The sequence below is a fragment of the Blastococcus sp. CT_GayMR19 genome, from assembly GCF_004570385.1.
Taxonomy (GTDB): domain Bacteria; phylum Actinomycetota; class Actinomycetes; order Mycobacteriales; family Geodermatophilaceae; genus Blastococcus_B.
This window is the reverse complement of record NZ_SPQL01000018.1, coordinates 32,982-49,372: the sequence shown is the minus strand read 5'-3', so window position 1 is coordinate 49,372 and position 16,391 is coordinate 32,982. Positions and strand designations below refer to the sequence as shown.

At 73.3% G+C, this 16,391-nt stretch carries 20 protein-coding genes; 9 read left to right on the top strand and 11 right to left on the bottom strand.

Annotated elements, in window-relative coordinates; genetic code table 11:
- Window position 1: 1 nt before the first annotated feature.
- The gene (locus tag E4P39_RS19515) at window positions 2–424 is read right to left on the bottom strand and encodes a hypothetical protein (RefSeq protein WP_135138255.1); all 423 of its coding nucleotides are present in this window, start codon (window positions 422–424) and stop codon (window positions 2–4) included.
- A gap of 49 nt (window positions 425–473) precedes the next feature.
- Here E4P39_RS19515 and E4P39_RS19510 point away from each other — a divergent pair, with 49 nt between their 5' ends.
- Complete coding sequence (locus E4P39_RS19510) at window positions 474–968, top strand: GNAT family N-acetyltransferase (protein ID WP_245159968.1); 495 nt, start codon at window positions 474–476, stop codon at window positions 966–968.
- Between the two features lie 5 nt (window positions 969–973).
- Here E4P39_RS19510 and E4P39_RS19505 read toward each other — a convergent pair whose 3' ends face one another.
- The 4 genes from E4P39_RS19505 to E4P39_RS19490 form a co-directional block, all read right to left on the bottom strand.
- The gene (locus E4P39_RS19505; protein WP_135138253.1) at window positions 974–1,198 is read right to left on the bottom strand and encodes a biotin/lipoyl-binding carrier protein; all 225 of its coding nucleotides are present in this window, start codon (window positions 1,196–1,198) and stop codon (window positions 974–976) included.
- A 93-nt stretch (window positions 1,199–1,291) separates the two neighbouring features.
- Window positions 1,292–2,338 (bottom strand): biotin carboxylase N-terminal domain-containing protein, encoded by a 1,047-nt coding sequence (locus E4P39_RS19500; protein WP_135138252.1) that lies wholly within the window; start codon window positions 2,336–2,338, stop codon window positions 1,292–1,294.
- A 291-nt stretch (window positions 2,339–2,629) separates the two neighbouring features.
- On the bottom strand, window positions 2,630–2,983 hold the full coding sequence (gene rsrA / locus E4P39_RS19495; protein WP_135138251.1) for a mycothiol system anti-sigma-R factor: 354 nt from the start codon (window positions 2,981–2,983) through the stop codon (window positions 2,630–2,632).
- Entirely contained in the window at window positions 2,980–3,675 is a 696-nt protein-coding gene (locus E4P39_RS19490) for a sigma-70 family RNA polymerase sigma factor (RefSeq protein ID WP_135138250.1), read from the bottom strand. The genes rsrA and E4P39_RS19490 overlap by 4 nt, the downstream gene beginning before the upstream one ends.
- Before the next feature lie 206 nt (window positions 3,676–3,881).
- On the opposite strand from E4P39_RS19490, the gene ybaK reads away from it, so the two are divergent.
- The gene (gene ybaK / locus E4P39_RS19485; protein ID WP_135138249.1) at window positions 3,882–4,355 is read left to right on the top strand and encodes a Cys-tRNA(Pro) deacylase; all 474 of its coding nucleotides are present in this window, start codon (window positions 3,882–3,884) and stop codon (window positions 4,353–4,355) included.
- Between the two features lie 51 nt (window positions 4,356–4,406).
- Here ybaK and E4P39_RS19480 read toward each other — a convergent pair whose 3' ends face one another.
- The 3 genes from E4P39_RS19480 to E4P39_RS19470 form a co-directional block, all read right to left on the bottom strand.
- Window positions 4,407–4,844, bottom strand: coding sequence for a hypothetical protein (locus E4P39_RS19480; RefSeq protein ID WP_167761986.1), 438 nt, complete (start codon window positions 4,842–4,844; stop codon window positions 4,407–4,409).
- Window positions 4,845–5,127: 283 nt separating this feature from the next.
- On the bottom strand, window positions 5,128–6,702 hold the full coding sequence (locus tag E4P39_RS19475) for an HNH endonuclease signature motif containing protein (protein ID WP_135138247.1): 1,575 nt from the start codon (window positions 6,700–6,702) through the stop codon (window positions 5,128–5,130).
- Window positions 6,703–6,778: 76 nt separating this feature from the next.
- A complete protein-coding gene (locus E4P39_RS19470; protein WP_135138246.1) occupies window positions 6,779–7,000 on the bottom strand; it encodes a hypothetical protein in 222 nt (73 codons plus the stop codon).
- A 249-nt stretch (window positions 7,001–7,249) separates the two neighbouring features.
- On the opposite strand from E4P39_RS19470, the gene E4P39_RS19465 reads away from it, so the two are divergent.
- Complete coding sequence (locus E4P39_RS19465) at window positions 7,250–7,444, top strand: hypothetical protein (protein ID WP_135138245.1); 195 nt, start codon at window positions 7,250–7,252, stop codon at window positions 7,442–7,444.
- Between the two features lie 368 nt (window positions 7,445–7,812).
- On the opposite strand, the gene E4P39_RS19460 is transcribed toward E4P39_RS19465, so the two are convergent.
- Window positions 7,813–9,318, bottom strand: coding sequence for a fused MFS/spermidine synthase (locus tag E4P39_RS19460; RefSeq protein ID WP_245159967.1), 1,506 nt, complete (start codon window positions 9,316–9,318; stop codon window positions 7,813–7,815).
- A 2-nt stretch (window positions 9,319–9,320) separates the two neighbouring features.
- Window positions 9,321–10,067: an SOS response-associated peptidase gene (locus tag E4P39_RS19455; protein ID WP_135138243.1), complete on the bottom strand. Its 747-nt coding sequence runs from the start codon at window positions 10,065–10,067 to the stop codon at window positions 9,321–9,323.
- A gap of 132 nt (window positions 10,068–10,199) precedes the next feature.
- Between E4P39_RS19455 and E4P39_RS19450 the strand changes: the two genes are divergently transcribed.
- From E4P39_RS19450 to E4P39_RS19430, 5 genes are all read left to right on the top strand, one after another.
- A complete protein-coding gene (locus E4P39_RS19450; RefSeq protein WP_135138242.1) occupies window positions 10,200–11,657 on the top strand; it encodes an NAD-dependent succinate-semialdehyde dehydrogenase in 1,458 nt (485 codons plus the stop codon).
- Between the two features lie 46 nt (window positions 11,658–11,703).
- Window positions 11,704–12,996, top strand: a complete 1,293-nt coding sequence (gene aroA, locus E4P39_RS19445) for a 3-phosphoshikimate 1-carboxyvinyltransferase (RefSeq protein ID WP_135138241.1) — start codon at window positions 11,704–11,706, stop codon at window positions 12,994–12,996.
- A 10-nt stretch (window positions 12,997–13,006) separates the two neighbouring features.
- A complete protein-coding gene (gene rsgA, locus E4P39_RS19440) occupies window positions 13,007–14,026 on the top strand; it encodes a ribosome small subunit-dependent GTPase A (protein WP_135138240.1) in 1,020 nt (339 codons plus the stop codon).
- Window positions 14,027–14,114: 88 nt separating this feature from the next.
- Complete coding sequence (locus tag E4P39_RS19435) at window positions 14,115–14,462, top strand: PadR family transcriptional regulator (RefSeq protein ID WP_209306629.1); 348 nt, start codon at window positions 14,115–14,117, stop codon at window positions 14,460–14,462.
- Window positions 14,459–14,977 carry a hypothetical protein gene (locus tag E4P39_RS19430; protein WP_135138239.1) on the top strand — a complete coding sequence of 173 codons (519 nt, stop codon included), beginning with the start codon at window positions 14,459–14,461 and terminating at the stop codon, window positions 14,975–14,977. Before E4P39_RS19435 ends, E4P39_RS19430 begins: the two co-directional genes overlap by 4 nt.
- Here E4P39_RS19430 and E4P39_RS19425 read toward each other — a convergent pair.
- Complete coding sequence (locus E4P39_RS19425) at window positions 14,974–15,510, bottom strand: DUF2087 domain-containing protein (protein ID WP_135138238.1); 537 nt, start codon at window positions 15,508–15,510, stop codon at window positions 14,974–14,976. The two genes, E4P39_RS19430 and E4P39_RS19425, sit on opposite strands and share 4 nt — an antisense overlap.
- A 104-nt stretch (window positions 15,511–15,614) precedes the next feature.
- Between E4P39_RS19425 and hisN the strand changes: the two genes are divergently transcribed.
- Window positions 15,615–16,388: a histidinol-phosphatase gene (gene hisN, locus E4P39_RS19420; RefSeq protein ID WP_348633827.1), complete on the top strand. Its 774-nt coding sequence runs from the start codon at window positions 15,615–15,617 to the stop codon at window positions 16,386–16,388.
- The last annotated feature ends 3 nt before the right edge of the window (window positions 16,389–16,391 follow it).

Here is a 16,391-nt window from a genome sequence, read left to right as displayed (position 1 = left end):
CTCACCCGCCCGACGGTGCCGCGGTCACGTTCCGTGCGAGGGACCGTGGCCGCCGCTGCGCCACCGCGGCGGCTGTCTCCGCGAGCGCGGCCGGCAGCAGGGCCAGGCCCACTCCGAGGGCGAGCAGCACCGACCACAGGAGCAGGAAGCCCGCTGCCATCGCGGTGACCGCCGGACCGAGCCGCGACCGGGCCGCGAGTAGCGGCGCGAGCGTCATCAGCGCCGGAAGTCCGACCCCCCAGATCGCGAAGGCACCGGAGTCGCTCGCTGCGGCCGGGAAGACGACCGCCGCGCCGACGACCGCCAACAGGACCGCCAGCAGGCGCAGGACCGCAGCAGCATCGCGCCGCTCACGGAGGCGCAGCGTGAGCCCCAGAGCCACCGCGGCGACGGCGAGGAGCGCGAGGACGACGGCCACGGTCATGGGACACCTCGACATCCGGAGGCCGGCGATCCTGACCTACCCTGCGGACGTGGTGCAACCCTCGCCCGTCTCGATCCATTCTGCGGGACCGGAGGACTTCGAGCGGATCGCCGACCTCACGGTTCGGGTCTACGTCGACGGCGGGCTCGCCAACGACGGGTACACGCCGGAGCTGGCCGACGTCTCCGGGCGCGCCTCCCGGGCGGAGCTGCTCGTCGCCCGGGACGACGACCGAGTGGTGGGGAGCGTGGCTCTCGTGCTCTCCGGCGACTTCGGGGAGGTCACCGAGTCCGACGAGGAGGCGGCCTTCCGGATGCTCGTGGTCGACCCCGCGGTGCGCGGGCAGGGCGTGGGGAGGCTGCTCGTGACCACCTGCCTCGAGCGGGCCCGGATGGCCGGCAAGCGGCGCATGGTGCTCTCCACCGGCACCCGGATGCTCGCCGCCCAGCGGCTGTACGAGCGGTTGGGCTTCACCCGGCTGCCGGAGCGGGACTGGTCACCGGTTCCCGACATCGACCTGCTGGTCTACTCCCGCGAGCTCTGACCCGCTCAGCCTGCGGCGACGGTGGCGATGAGGTCGCCCTCCTGGAGCACCTCGCCCTCGACGACGTGCAGCTCCCGCACGGTGCCGGCCCGCTCGGTGAGGACCGGGATCTCCATCTTCATGGACTCGAGGATGACCAGCGTGTCGCCGGCGGCGACCTGCGCGCCAGGCTCGACGAGGACCTTCCACACGCTGGACACCATCTCCGCGTGGATCTCCTCGACCGCCACCGAACCCCTTCCGCCGAACCCGCCCCGGTCGCCTCATCCAAGCACGACGGGCAGGGCTCAGGACGGCGGGACGATCATGAAACGCGGAGCGGGTCAGGCGCCGGAGACCGGGGAACCGCTGGCCAGGCGCTCGAGCACGGCGAGCACGGCGGGTCCGTCGTGCGGCACGCCGGTGTCCGGCATCGCGGCGAGGACCTCGACGGCCAGCCGCGCGGCCGAGGCCGTGTCCGGGGCGCCGGCGCTGACGGTGGCCAGGAGTGCGTCGTACCAGCCGTCGAGGCGGTCGCCGGGCTCGTAGCCGCTGACCGCGACCACGTCCACGCCCGCGTCCCGACGCTGGAGCGGGCCGGTCCCGGGCAGCCGGCCGGCGACGCGGCCGGCCTCGCCCGGCGGCAGGGTGGACCGGAGCTGCACGGTGACGGCGGCCCGGGGCTCCCGTCCGGTGGGCGCGGGCCCACCGGAGGCGGACTGGACGGCGCTCCGCAGGGCGAGCTCGACGGCGTCCACACCGTGCGAGCGCTCGAGGACGGCGATGTCCAGGGAGAACCCGGCGGCGACCTCCGCCAGCTCCCCGTCGGGCGAGATGCCGACGGTGACCAGCCCGCGCCAGCCGATGTCGGCCAGCCGCTGGGCCCGTGTGGGGATGTCCGGCGGCCCGTCCGGGGTCCAGGACACCCGGGCGATGCCTGCGGCCCGGTCACGGGTCACCGGGGTCGGGAAGCGCAGGCCGTCGGCGGTGACCCAGGCGAGCAGCCCGCGTTCACTGGCGGGCTCGACGCCGTCCCCGCCGAGACGCTCCAGGACGTCTGCACCGGGACCGACCCAGATGAGGCCGGCATCGCTCACAGCGGCCGCCAGCCGCGCGTTGCCCGCCAGCGGCGGTGGCACGGGGAGGACGGCCGAGACCCCGCTCCGGGCGGCGGCCTCGACGATGCGGTGCACCGCGAGGTAGGACTCCGCGGCGGGGGCCGGCCCGAGCAGCACGGCGTCGTCAGCCAGGCGTACGTGCCGCGCCGACCGCTCGGCCTCGGAGTGCACGGCGACCGCCTTGACCCCCAGCCGGTTCAAGGCCGTGATGACGGCGCAGGCCGCCGGGCCGCGGCCGGCGACCAGCACGCTCTCGATCCCCAGCTGTGCCACGGCCGTCCTTCCTGCGCTCCCCCGCCCGGCGCCCTACGCGTGTCGGGAGCGGGACCGCCTCGTGAGAGGCTTACCGGGTCAGCTTGGCGGTCCCGGCGACGCCGCGCACGATACGTGCGCCCTGTCCCCGGCCCGCGACACCCGGGTCAGTGCAGGCCCACCGGCACCGCGAGAGGAGGGCAGCGATGTCCAAGCGTGGACGCAAGCGGCGCTCCCGCAAGAAGAACGGCGCCAACCACGGCAAGCGGCCCAACGCCTGACGTGAGCGCGTAAAGAGCGCCCCGCATCCGCTCAGGCGGAGGTGGGGCGCTCTTCTGCGTCGGTGACCAGCTCGCTCGACACCCGCTGCACGCTGACCTGGGTGCCGTCCTCCTCGAAGGAGACGGTGGTCAGCTGGAGCTTGATGCGATCCCGCAGGCCCGACGGCGGCGCGTCCCCGCCGCACCGGCGGCGGACCAGCGCCTTGAACTCGGCCTCGATCCCGAACTCGCGCAGGCACGAGGAACAGTCCTCGAGGTGCTCGGCGATGACGGCACGGCGGGAGTCGTCGGTCTCGTGGTCCAGGAACTCGAACACGTGGGACAGGACGTCGTCACACGAGTTGATCTCGATCGGTTCGCCGGCCCCTGGAGCGTCGTTGCTCATGAGTGGCTGGCCTCCTCACCGGATCCGGCGCGGACGAAGCCGCGCTCACGGGCATAGTCGGCCAAGAGCTTCTGCAGTCCCCGCCGTCCGCGGTGCAACCGGGACATCACCGTGCCGATGGGCGTGCCCATGATCTCGGCGATCTCCTTGTAGGCGAAGCCCTCGACGTCGGCCAGGTAGACGGCCAGGCGGAAGTCCTCGGGCAGTTGCTGCAGGGCCTCCTTGATGTCGGAGTCCGGCAGGTGGTCCAGGGCTTCGATCTCGGCCGACCGCAACCCGCTGGAGGTGTGCTCCTCGGCGGCGTAGAGCTGCCAGTCCTGCACCTGGTCGGTGGGGTACTGCTGCGGCTGGCGCTGCTTCTTGCGGTAGCTGTTGATGTAGGTGTTCGTCAGGATCCGGTACAGCCACGCCTTGAGGTTGGTGCCCTCGGCGAACTGGTGGAAGGCCGAGTAGGCCTTGACGAAGGTCTCCTGGACGAGGTCCTCGGCGTCGGCCGGGTTGCGCGTCATCCGCAGTGCGGCGGGATACAGCTGGTCGAGGAAGGGCAGCGCGTCGCGTTCGAAGCGGGCGTCGCGCTGGGCGCGGGACTCGGCAAGCTCGGCCCGACTGCCGTCCGCTCGGGCCTCCGGGGTCTCCACCGGACCCGCAGGGGCATCCATCGCGGGGGTCTCGTCCGCAGACTGCTCAGGCACCGACCGTCCTCTCCGAGGCCCCCGGACGCGGGGCGCCACATCGGTCGATCCTAGTCGCGGCGCATCGGGGCGGCCCGGGGGCCGGCGGTGCGCGGCCCGCGATCGGGCACTGGAGACGGTGCTGCTCACGGCTCGTCCAACCGCGGCCAGGACGGCCGGCATTCCCGGTCGGGCAGGTCGCCGTTCCGCAGCTAGGCTCCGGCGCCGTGGCGGCCACCCCCGCGGTGCGGGTCCTCGAGCACGCGCGGGTGGCGCACACCCTGCACCCCTACGACCCGGAGCACGCCTCCGACCAGGGCCACGGTGAGGCCGCCGTGGCGGCGCTCGGCGCCGATCCCCGGCAGGTGTTCAAGACCCTGGTGGCGCGCGTGGACGGCGTCCTGACCGTGGCGGTGGTCCCGGTGAGCGGCACCCTCGACCTGAAGGCCCTCGCCTCAGCGGTCGACGGGCGCAAGGCGGTCATGGCCGAACCCGCCGATGCCGAGCGCACGACCGGCTACGTGCTGGGCGGGATCAGCCCGCTGGGGCAGAAGAAGGCGCTGCCCACCGTGGTGGACGACTCCGCGTTGGGCTTTCCCACCGTGCTGGTCAGTGCGGGACGCCGCGGCCTGCAGGTCGAGCTTGCCCCGGCCGAGCTGGTCCGGCTCACCCGCGCCCGCACTGCCCCGATCGGCCGCTGACGAGATCCTGGGCGCTGCGTTCGCCACAACCCATGCCGGCTCTGCCTTAGATCAGCGGCAGACCTCCGGGCCGTCGCTCCCGCGGATGCAGCGACCGTGCGACAGCGCATTGTCGAAGAACACCTCCACGTACTCGATCTGACCGGCTCCCGTCGTGATGACCTTGTCCGGCGTCCACGCCGTGCGGCCCGAGCAGACCGTCCCGATGGTGATGGTGTTCCCGAGCTGCTGGAACTGGGCGTTCAGCAGCTTGGCGTAGCCAGCGGCGCAGTACGCGTCACCCGGACGGTCCGACAAGTACATCCGGACGTCCACGCGCGTCGTGCCGACGTAGTCCACCAGCGCCATGACCGGTTGGGCGGTGTTGTGACGCGCTCGGGTCTCAAAGGCGTCATCGGTGGAGAACGCCTGCGCGGGCGCCGCGAGGGTGATGCCTGCGACAAGCGCGAACAGGAGGGCGGAAAGCACCTTGAGCAGCCGGGTGAACATTTTGTATCCCTTCAGTCGGTGTGCGGCGTCTGCCGTCGGTACCGATCCTGTGGTGATCGCCACGAACTCTGTGTCGGCTGGCTGACGCGTCGGCTGTCGCCTCCCCGACACGCACCGGGCACCTCGGTCCAGATCCCGACGTCGTTCGGAGGAGCGACTTCTCAGCCGTGAAGGGTGACCTGCCGGGGCTCCCAGGGGGTTACCAGCCGACCCTGCTTGCCTCACTCGAGCCGGGGCGGCCCCGATCGGGCGCTGAGCACTCCACGCACCAGTTCGAAGTGGCTCAGAAAGGCGCGACGTCGACGAGGACGGCATCGGGCAGTGGAGCACCCAACTCGAATGGCTGGAGGAGGTAGCTGCCCGGCGGCCGGCTGATCCGGGTGACGCCGCTCGGAGTGGTGACCAGCAGGGCGCCGTCGGCGTCGAGGTCGAAGCTCCAGTCGGGTGCATGGGTCTTGAGCCGGTGGTGCCGGCGGCAGAGGCAGCACAGGTTGTCGCAGTCGGTGGGCCCGCCTTCGGCGTGCGGGACGACGTGGTCGAGATCCGCCCAGCCGGACCGGTTGCGGCAGCCGGGATGACGGCAGCCGTGGTCACGGGCCCTGCCCCAGCGGCGCTGGGCCGCGGTGGGCGAATAGCTCGCGGTCTGTGGGGGCCGCTGCACGACCGGACATCGACAGTCCCCGTCCGGGTGCTGCGGGCAGCCACGGCGCACCGCCTGTTCGAGTTCGCGGCGGGTGAGCGTGGCGAGCAGGCCGCCGCCGGCACCGAGCAGGTCCAGGTGCAGCGAGCCACCGGTCGGCGCCTGCAGGCCGCCGGGGCAGACGGCGTCGAGCGCGGTGAGCAGGGCCCGGAGGTGCGTCGCGGTGACGGGCTCCCCGTCGACCTCCGCGACGCCCGCCGGGCGGCCACCGGTCCCCGGTACGGCTGGATCGGGCAGCAGGGAGTTCAGCGGCGCGAACACCCGGAGTTCGGCGGTGACGGCTGGGCTGTCGTCGTCCCACGGTCGGAGGGCCATCGCGGCCATCGCCTCGGCGCGGATCTGCCCGATCGGCCGGAGGTCGCCGTCGTCCTTGGCCTGCCGGGCGCACGCGTCCACCATGCGGAACATGGCGGCGGCCACCGGCTGGGGCACGACGGTGACGACCTCGGACATGCCCTCGAGTGCGGACCGGCGGAGGAACACGTCGGCGGCTGCCTCGGCCTTCCGACGCCGGCGCTCGGCGGCCTCGGCGTCGTAGCGGACGACCTCGGTGCGGATGAGGGACCTCAGCCGGGTGACCGACAGCTCGGCCGCCTGGGGAAGCACCACCGCCTCGACGGTGCGCACGACATGCGGATCGAGCTCGGGCCCGTACCGGCCGATCTCCTGGGCCATCGCACGGGCCCGGGACCAGCTGAGCTCGCCGTCGGCCAGTGCTGCCCACGTGTCGGGGAGCTGATGGATCAGGGTCCACGCCACCGCGGTCAGCGTGGTCGCCTCACCCCGCGAGAAGTTCATGATCATGGCGACCTCGTCCGGGAAGAACTCGGACACGCCCTCCGGCACCCGACTCGTGCCCGACCAGGAGGGTGACGCCGCGCCGGGCGTACCGGCCGGGCGGTCGCGGTCGTCGCGACGGCGGTAGGCCAGCTGCACGATCATCTCGACGCGATAGGCCCACAGCCGGCTGTCGGCGATGTTCGAGCGCCGCATCTCCTCGGCCAGTGCGGCGTCGTTGCGTGCGGCGACGGGCATGAGCTCCCCGAGGCGCGTGGGATGCCGGTCCGGGTCGGGAGGAACCGGCGCTCCGTCGGGGCAGTCCGGACCGTCGAGCTGGTTCACCGTCAGCCCGACCCCGAAGCCACCGCCTTCGAACATGTGAGCGAAGCTACGGCACGGGTATGACAGTTCTCGCTGGTCACGGCACAGGCCATTCGAACCGGGAGCGATCGGATCAGCGAAGCAGCCGACGTGCGACCGGGGCCGCGACCGCGTCCTGCCCGCCGGACAGGACGCACGGCGGGCCGTCTCCACGCGGCCCACTCGAGGACGCGAGCTGTCCGGGCTGGGTGCTGTGGCCAGGCAGCGCAGGCGGCTGGACGAGTCCCGGGAGCAGATCCGCGATCGTGAGCACGGCCAGGAACACCATCAGTACGACGATGACGAGCGCGGTCATGGGTCGCCTCCTGGTCTGTGCATTCCCGACATTCGTCGCCGTGCCTGATGACCCACTGAGTGCGCGCTCCGAAGACCGTGTGAGTCCGCTGCGGCTTCGGCGCCCTCACCCCCCGCGGACGCGGCATCAGACAGGGACGGACCATGCCTCCGAGCGCGGCAGGTAGCCCTCTGCGGCCGCCAGGACTTCAGCGATCGGGGCTCCGTCCGGCTCCGCGGGGACATGCGGGTGGGTCCCCACGTCCGCCCGGTGCCGGTGGCCGAGGTCGTTCAGGCCCATCACCTGCTCGACATGCTCGAAGTGGTGCAGGTCCGCGAGTGGCAGGCCGTTGAGCTCCCGTCCGGTTCGGCCGTGCTCGTGGAGCATGTGCTCGTGGAGCAGGTGGTCGCGGAGCCGACCGCTGCGCACGGCGAGGTGCTCCTCCGCGTGCGGGAAGGCCCCTGAGGAGCCGTTCTCGATCGGGGATGAACCGCGCGACGCCGGAAGTGCCATCGAGGGTCCTGACAATGCAAGCGACATGTGGGTGGTCCTCTCCGTCAGGCTGCCCGGGCCCGGACGACCCGGAGACGGCCTGCCACCAATGTCGAGGGCCGCTCGCTCCGTCACCAGCCACCCTGGGTGGCGATGACCTCCACCCGGGGGTCGACGGTTTCCACCTGCGGTGCCCCCCGGACGCACGAACGGGCCACCCGGTGCCACTCCGGTCGACTGCCAGGTGTCCCTGCGACCGCCTTCCGGGCGAGGCCCTACGGCGTCCGTCGACAGGTCTGCACCACGCCGCGGCGCGACGCGACGCCGGGATCTGTGAGCCCTCAGCCGTAGGGGGTGAGCAGCTGGTCGACCGGCGCGTAGTCGTCGGTCAGCACCGCGGCGTCGCCGATGAAGGCGTCGAGTTCGGCACCCTCCGCGAGATGCCAGGCCAGGTCGTGGCCGGTCAGGGCGCCGGCGATTCCCTCGACCGGCAGCGGCGAGCGAGACGCCACGGCGACGAGGTTGCCGCCGTCCTCCCCTGCCAGCACCGGCGCCCGGGCGAGCAGGAGCACGTGCGGGAACACCTCGCGCAACGTCGCCAGCTCCGCGCGGACGAAGCCCAGCGGCGGGTGGTCGATGAGGTTGACCGCGTACACACCGGTGTCCGCCAGCGCCGCATCCACCAGCTCGAGGGCCTCCCGGGTGGTGAGCTGCCACGGCACCGACAGTCCCCCGAAGGCGTCGCCCACCACCAGGTCGCGCCGACCCGGGCGCTCCTCGGCCAGCGCGACCCGCCCGTCGGCGACCCGCACCGCCAGCGAATTGGACGTCTCCAGCTCCAGCTGCTCCCGGTCGATCGCGACCACGCCGGGATCGACCTCGATGACCAGGCTGTCGGTGCCCGGACGGACGGCGGCGAGGTAGCGGGGCACGGTCAGCCCTCCGCCGCCGACGTGCAGCGCGGACAGCGCCCGCCCGGCGGGCGCGACGACGTCGGTGACCGCCGCGACCGCCCGCACGTACTCGAACTCCAGATGCGTCGGGTCGGCCAGGTCGACGTAGGAGTGCCGGAGGGTGTCGAGCATGAGCACCCGGCCGGTGTCCCGCGCGGGGTCGGCCACCACGCGTGCGCAGTGGTACGCGGTCTCCTCCTCGCACGGCGTCGGCGCCACGGCCGCCAGACCCGCCCCGGCGACCGCGAGGACGAGCAGCCCCACCGGCACCCGGCCCGCGCCGCCGGCGGTCCGCCGCCGGAGCAGCACGCCGACGACGATCCCGGCGACCACGGTCACCCCGCCCGTGCCGACGAGGATGACGCTGCTCGGCAGGACGGCGATCAGCAGGAAACCCGTGACGAAGGTGGCCGCGATGCCACCGAGCGTGCCGATCCCGGACAGCCGGCCGACCACCGCGCCGGTCTCCGCCAGGCTGGCCAGCTGCAGCTTCACCACCATCGGGGGGACGGCGGACAGCAGCGCCGCGGGCACCACCACGGCGACGGCGGCCAGCAGCAGCACGCCACCCGCGTCGGCGCCGGACAGCAGCGAGCCGGTGAAGCGGACCAGCGGCAGGACGGCCACGACCAGCGCTCCGCCGGCGACCATCAGCGGCGCCAGCAGCCGGCGGGGATCGGTGCGGTCGGCCGTCGCGCCCCCGGTCCAGGCGCCCAGCGCGATCGCCGCGAGCGCGAACCCGATGATCGCGGTGCTGGTCTGCAGCGTCACGCCGACGTACGGCGCGATCAGCCGCAGCCCGACGATCTCCAGCACCAGCACGGCGCCGGAGCACAGGAAGGTGACCGCCGCGGCGACCGGGTTCGGCAGCGGCGTGGGGACGGGTGCGGCCACCGTCAGAAGAGCGCAGGCTGGTCGACGGGCTCGCTGACCGACTCGGCGCGAGCCGTCAGCTCCGGACCGTTGTTGGCCACGTTGTTGACCGCGGTGCTGACCGGCCGGATCTCGAGCGTCTCGACGACCTCCGGCGGGGTGGGCAGGGCCAGCTCCCCGACGTCCTCCCGGGCCGGGTCCAGCCAGGCTGCCCAGCGGTCCCGGGGAAGCACCAGCGGCATCCGCTCGTGGATCTCGGTGAGCGCGCCGGTCGCGGGCGCCGTCACGACCGTGCAGGTGTACAGGCGGTCCTCACCGCGGCCCCACACCTCCCACAGGCCGGCGAAGGCGAGGACGGAGCCGTCCTCCGGGGTGATGAAGTACGGCTGCTTGGTCGGGGAATCCAGCCGCTTGGCCCACTCGTACCAGCCGTCGGCCGGGATCAGGCAGCGGCGGGAGGCGGCGGCCTTCTTGAACGCCGGCTTCTCCGTGAGCGACTCCACGCGGGCGTTGAGCATCCGGTTGCCGACCGAGACGTCCCTGGCCCAGGAGGGCACCAGGCCCCAGCGGACAGTGCGCAGCTCCCGGTGCCCGCCGCCGGTGGGCGCGCCCTCGGCGTCGCGTTCCTTCTTGTGCCGCACGACGTGGACGTCCTTGGTCGGCGCGACGTTGTAGTCGGCGGGCAGCGGCCCCTGGCCCTCGGCGCGCACGGCCTCGAACTCGAGCACGAGGTCCTCCGCGCGACGGCTGGCGGCGTAGCGACCGCACATGGTGCGTCCTCCCTGGCTGGCGTGCCTCGAACTCTAGGTGGGCGGTGTGACAGCCCGGCGCCCGTGCGAGCGTCCGGGGCGATGGGTAGGGGCCCTTGACGGACTCCGATGCCGAGAGACGAGGATCACCCCGTGACCGCGACACAGAACGCACCCACAGAGCACCCGAAGACCGCCAGTGACACCGGCGCCCGCCCGTACCGGACGCTCAACCCGTACAGCGGCGAGGTCGAGAAGGAGTTCCCCTTCCTCGCCACCGACGCCATCGACGGCGTCGTCGAGAAGGCCCACGCCGCGTTCCTCGAGTGGCGCGGCCGACCGGTCGAGGAGCGGGCGCAGATCGTCGGCCGCGCCGCCGAACTGATGCTGGAGCGCGCGGACGAGTTCGCCGCCCTGGTCACCCGCGAGATGGGCAAGCGGATCCAGGAGGCCGGCGGTGAGGTGAAACTGGCCGCCAGCATCCTCGACTACTACGCGAAGAACGGCCCCCGCTTCCTCGAGCCCCGGCAGATCGAGGTGATGCAGGGCGAGGCGGTCGTCGAGAACGAGCCGATCGGCGTCATCCTCGCCATCGAGCCCTGGAACTACCCGCTGTACCAGGTCGTCCGCGTCGCGGGGCCGAACCTCGTCCTCGGCAACGCGATCCTGCTCAAGCACGCCGAGCTCAACCCGCAGACGGCGCTGGCCATCGAGAAGTGCTTCCTCGACGCCGGCGTCCCCGAGGGCGTCTACACCAACGTCTTCCTCGCCATCCCCGACGTCGAGCAGGTGATCGCGCACCCGCTCGTCCAGGGCGTCACCCTCACCGGCAGCGAGCGGGCCGGCAGCGCCGTCGCCTCGCTGGCCGGCAAGCACCTCAAGAAGTCGGTGCTCGAGCTCGGCGGCAGCGACCCGTTCATCGTCCTCGACACCGAGGACCTGGGCCGGACGGTCAAGGCCGCCACGATGGGCCGGATGCAGAACAGCGGCCAGGCCTGCATCGCCGCCAAGCGGATGATCGTCCCCGAGGACATCTACGAGCCGTTCGTCGAGGGCCTGAAGCAGGCGTTCTCCACCTTCTCCCCCGGCGACCCGAGCGACCCGTCGACGACGCTGGCCCCGCTGTCGAGCGAGCAGGCGGCCAAGGACCTGCACGCGCAGATCCAGGACGCGATCGACAAGGGCGCGACCGTCGTCACCGGCGGCGGCCGCCCCGACCACCCCGGCGCGTTCGTGGAGCCGACGATCCTCACCGACGTCACCCCGGAGATGCGGGCCTACTCGGAGGAGCTCTTCGGCCCGGCCGCCGTCGTCTACAAGGTGAGCAACGAGGACGAGGCGATCGAGCTGGCCAACAACACGACGTACGGCCTCGGCGCCGCCGTCTTCTCCAGCGACCTCGACAAGGCCCGGTCGGTGGCCGATCGGCTCGAGGCCGGGATGGTCTTCGTCAACCAGCCCAGTGGCTCGTCCCCCGAGCTGCCCTTCGGCGGGGTGAAGCGCTCGGGCTACGGGCGGGAGCTCTCCGAGCTGGGCATGTTCGAGTTCGCCAACCGCAAGCTGACGCGGGTGCTCCCTGCCAAGAAGGCGCAGAAGCCGCAGGCCGGCTGAGCGGTGCGCGAGCGGTGCGGCAACTCCGACCGGGCAGAATGAGCCCGTGAATCCGGTCTGGACGACGCCGCACCGCTCGGCACCGGTCGATGCCGTCGTCGCGCTGCCCGGCTCGAAATCCCTCACGGCCCGCGCCCTGATCCTGGCGGCGATCGCTGACGGGCCGAGCCGGCTGGTGCGCCCGCTGCGCGCCCGCGACACCGATCTGATGGCCGGCGGCCTCCGGGCCCTCGGCGTCCGCATCGAGGCGATCGGTTCCCCCGCCCACCCGGACTGGCTGGTCACCCCCGGGGAGCTGCGCGGGCCGGCCGAGGTCGACGCCGGGCTGGCCGGCACGGTGCTCCGTTTCCTCCCGCCGGTGGCCGCGCTGGCCACCGGCCCGGTCCGCCTGGACGGCGATGCGCGGTTGCGGGACCGCCCCAACGCCGGCCTGCTCGCCGCGCTGCGGGACCTGGGCGTCGAGGTGGACGACGGCGGCCGCGGCCGGGCGCCCTTCACGGTGCACGGGACCGGGCGGGTGCGCGGGGGCACCGTCGCCGTCGACGCGAGCGAGTCCTCGCAGATCGTCTCGGGCCTGCTGCTGGCGGCGGCCCGCTTCGACGAGGGGATCGACCTCTCGCTCACCGGCGGCGTGCCGTCGATGCCGCACGTGGAGATGACCGTGACCACGCTGCACGAGCACGGCGTCGAGGTCGCGGCCACCGACGGCGGCTGGCGGGTGTCCCCCGGCCCGATCGCCGCACTCGACCGCGTCGTGGAGCCCGACCTGTCCAGTGCCGCTCCCTTCCTCGCCGCGGCGCTGGCCACCGGTGGGCGGGTAACGGTCCGCGACTGGCCGGACGTCACCACCCAGCCCGGCGCCCAGCTGGACCGGCTGCTCGCGGAGATGGGCGCCGACGTCGCCCGCACCGCCAAGGGCCTGCAGGTGACCGGCGCGGGCACCGTGCACCCGCTCGTCGCCGACCTCGGCGAGGTGGGCGAGCTGACCCCCGTCCTCGCCGCGCTCTGCGCGCTGGCCGACGGGCCGTCCCGGCTGACCGGGATCGGCCACCTGCGCGGTCACGAGACCGACCGGCTCCAGGCGCTGGACGAGGTGCTGACGGCGGTCGGCGCCCGGGTGGAGCAGCTGCCGGACGGCCTGGTCATCGAGCCGGGCCCCCACCGCGCCGCCCGGCTGGACTCCTACGCGGACCACCGCATGGTCCACGCCGCCGCGGTTCTCGGGCTCGCGATCGACGGCGTCGAGGTCACCGGCGCCGACGCCGTCACCAAGACCCTCCCGGACTTCGTCGACCGCTGGGCCGGCCTCGTCGGAGACCCGGTCGGAGCCGGCTCCTGAGCGCGCACGCATGAGCGGCCGACGGCACGACAGCCGCTCGGACGAGGACGACGTGCGGGTCCGGCCGAGCCGCCGCGGCTCCCGCCCACGCACCCGCACCCGCCCCGCACATGCCGACGCCGTCCCCGGCCTGGTCGTGGCCGTCGACCGCGGCCGGATGACCGTCCGGGTCGAGGGGCCGGACGGCGGCCACGTCGACGTGACCTCGATGCGCGCGCGGGAGCTGGGCAAGCACGGCGTCGTCGTCGGGGACCAGGTGCGACTCGTCGGGGACACGAGCGGGCGCACCGACTCCCTCGCCCGCATCGTCTCCATCGAGGAGCGGACGACCTCCCTGCGGCGCACCGCCGACGACACCGACCCCACCGAGCGGATCGTCGTCGCCAACGCCGACCAGCTGGTGATCGTCACCGCCGTCGCCGACCCCGAGCCGGCATGGGGCTTCCTCGACCGCTGCCTGGTCGCCGCGTACGCCGGGGGTCTCCAGCCCCTGCTGTGCCTGACGAAGACCGACCTGGCCAGTCCCCAGCCGCTGCTGGACCGCTACGCCGGGCTCAGCATCGATGCGGTGCCGATGTCGCGGGAGGCGCCTCTCGACCCGCTGCTGGACCGGCTCGCCTGGCGGATGAGCGTGTTCGTGGGGCAGTCCGGGGTGGGCAAGTCGACGCTGGTGAACCGGCTGGTCCCCGACGCCTTCCGGGCCACCGCTGACGTGAGCAAGATCGGCAAAGGACGGCACACGTCGTCCTCGGCCGTGCTCTTCGACCTGCCGGCCGGCGGCACGGTGATCGACACCCCGGGGATCCGGTCGTTCGGCCTGGCGCACGTCACCGCGGACGACGTCCTGGCGGCCTTCGAGGAGATCGCCGAGGCCGCCGTCGACTGCCCGCCCGGGTGCGGCCACACCACCGCCGATCCGGAGTGCGCGCTCGACGCCTGGGCGGCGACCGGACCGGCCGCCCGCCAGCAGCAGCTCGCCGGGCTGCGGGTGCTGCTCGGCGCGGTCGGTCAGCTCGGCCCCGGCTACTGACCGCCGCCTCGATCCGAGCGTATTGACGGGCACGACCCGCCTGGGCAGCTACTTGACTTTGCCAGGTACCGGGTCACATACTGCTGCGGTGTCCGGCCACGACCCGCAGATGCTCAAGGGGGTGCTCCCCCTGTTGCTGCTGCGCCTGGTCTCCGACGCCGAGGACTACGGCTACTCGCTGGTCCTCCGGCTGCAGGAGCTCGGCCTGGCCGACCTGAACGAGGGCACGGTCTACCCGGCCCTCAGCCGGCTGGAGAGCCGGGGGCTGCTCGGCTCCCGGCTCGTCCCGTCGACCACCGGGCCGGCACGCAAGTACTACGAGATCACTCCCGCCGGGGCCGCAGAGCTCTCCGGCGGGGTGTCGGCGTGGGAGTCCCTCGCCCGCACCGTGCACTCCGTCCTGTCCCCCGCGACCTCAGCGAGGAACCAACGATGAACGTCCTGGACCGGGTCCGGATCGAGCGGGCCGTGCTCTCCTACGACTGGTGGCTCGACCTGCGGGGCACCCCCGCGCGACGACGCCGGGAGCTGCGCCGCGAACTGCGGGCGAACGTGCGCGAGGCCGCGGCGCACACCGGGGCGAGGGCAGCCGTGGCCGCGCTCGGCAGCACCCGGCAGATGGCCGCCGACGCCGTCCTGGCCGACCCGACCAGGCCACGCTGGGCGGTGGGGATCTACAGCGGACTGACCGCGCTGATGGGAACCCTCGTCGTCGCACTGCTGGCCGGCACCGCCTGGGCGGACGGCGTCATGAGCGCCGACCCGACGGAGCCGGTCCGCGGCTCGGTGACGCTGCTCCCGGGGTCGTCCATGGAGTACGCGCCGCTGGCGGACGGCTTCTCGATCTCCTCGAGCGTGGGCTGGCTCCCCGTCGCCGTCGGTGTTCTCGTGTTCGTCGCGGTCGCGCGACCCTGGCGCGCGGTCCGACGCGACGCGGTGCCCGCGCGCTAGACGTCGACCCAGCCCCCGGTGCGCCAGTACACGCCGGCCTCGCGGGTGAGCAGCCCCTCGTCGACCAGGTAACGGCGCAGCGCCGCGACGTCCGGGTGCCAGACCGCGAGCAGCGCGTTGACCTCCCGTTCGGGGTAGCGGATCCCGGCCTCGAACACCCGCACGAGGTGGTCGAGCACCACCAGCCGCTTGCTGCGCTGCGCCGGGATGGACGTCAGCCGGCCGTTCCGGACGAACGCCGACAGGACGGCGTCCTCCGCCGGGTCGTCGGACAGCGGCTCGGGCGGCGGGGCCGCCGCCGCGGCCGCCCGCGCAGCCACCCCGAACAGCTCGGCGTGCAGCGCCAGGGCGTGGCCGTCGCGGTGCACCAGCCCGGCGCGGCCCAGCCGGCGCGCGGCCAGGGCCACGTCCTTGAGCGGGAGACCCGAGGCCTGTGCGACGTCCTCGATGGTCCCGGCGCCGAGTGCCAGCGCGGCGACGACCTTCAGCCGGGCGGGGTCGGCGAGCAGCCCCACGATCGTCGCGGCGTCCACTCCGCGACGGTATCGGCGCCCGAACGGCTCCGGTTCAGCGGTCCTGGGCGGTTCCCACAGTAGGTTCGGTGTCCATGACATCCGGCCGGGGTTTTTCCGAGGACATGCGGTTGGCCCACGTGCTGGCCGACCAGGCCGACTCGATCAGCCTGGACCGGTTCCGGGCCCAGGATCTGAAGGTCGACACCAAGCCCGACCTGACCCCGGTGACCGACGCCGACCGGGCGGTCGAGGAGATGCTGCGCATCACCCTCAGCCGGGCCCGGACGCGCGACGCCGTCATGGGCGAGGAGTTCGGGACGACCGGCCACGGCCCCCGCCGCTGGGTGCTCGACCCGATCGACGGGACCAAGAACTTCGTCCGCGGCGTGCCCGTGTGGGCCACGCTGATCGCCCTGTTCGACGGGGACGAGCCCGTTGTCGGCCTGGTGTCCGCGCCCGCCCTGAACCGCCGGTGGTGGGCGGCCAAGGACGTCGGCGCGTGGACGGGGCGGCGGCTGGAGAACGCCACCCGCTGCCGGGTCTCCGACGTCAGGGAGCTCTCCGACGCGAGCCTGTCCTACTCGAGCCTCTCGGGCTGGGAGGAGCGGGGCCGCCTCGACGGCTTCCTCGACCTCACCCGCTCGGTGTGGCGTACCCGGGCCTACGGCGACTTCTGGAGCTACGTCCTGGTCGCCGAGGGCGCCGTCGACGTCGCCTGCGAGCCGGAGGTCTCCGTCTGGGACCTCGCCGCCCTCGACGTCATCGTGCGGGAGGCCGGCGGCCGGTTCACCGACCTCTCCGGCAACCCCGGGCCCGGCGGCGGCAGCGCCCTGGCGAGCAACGGCACCCTGCACGAGGCGGCGCTCGGCCACGTCCGCCTGCCCGACGAGGACTGACCT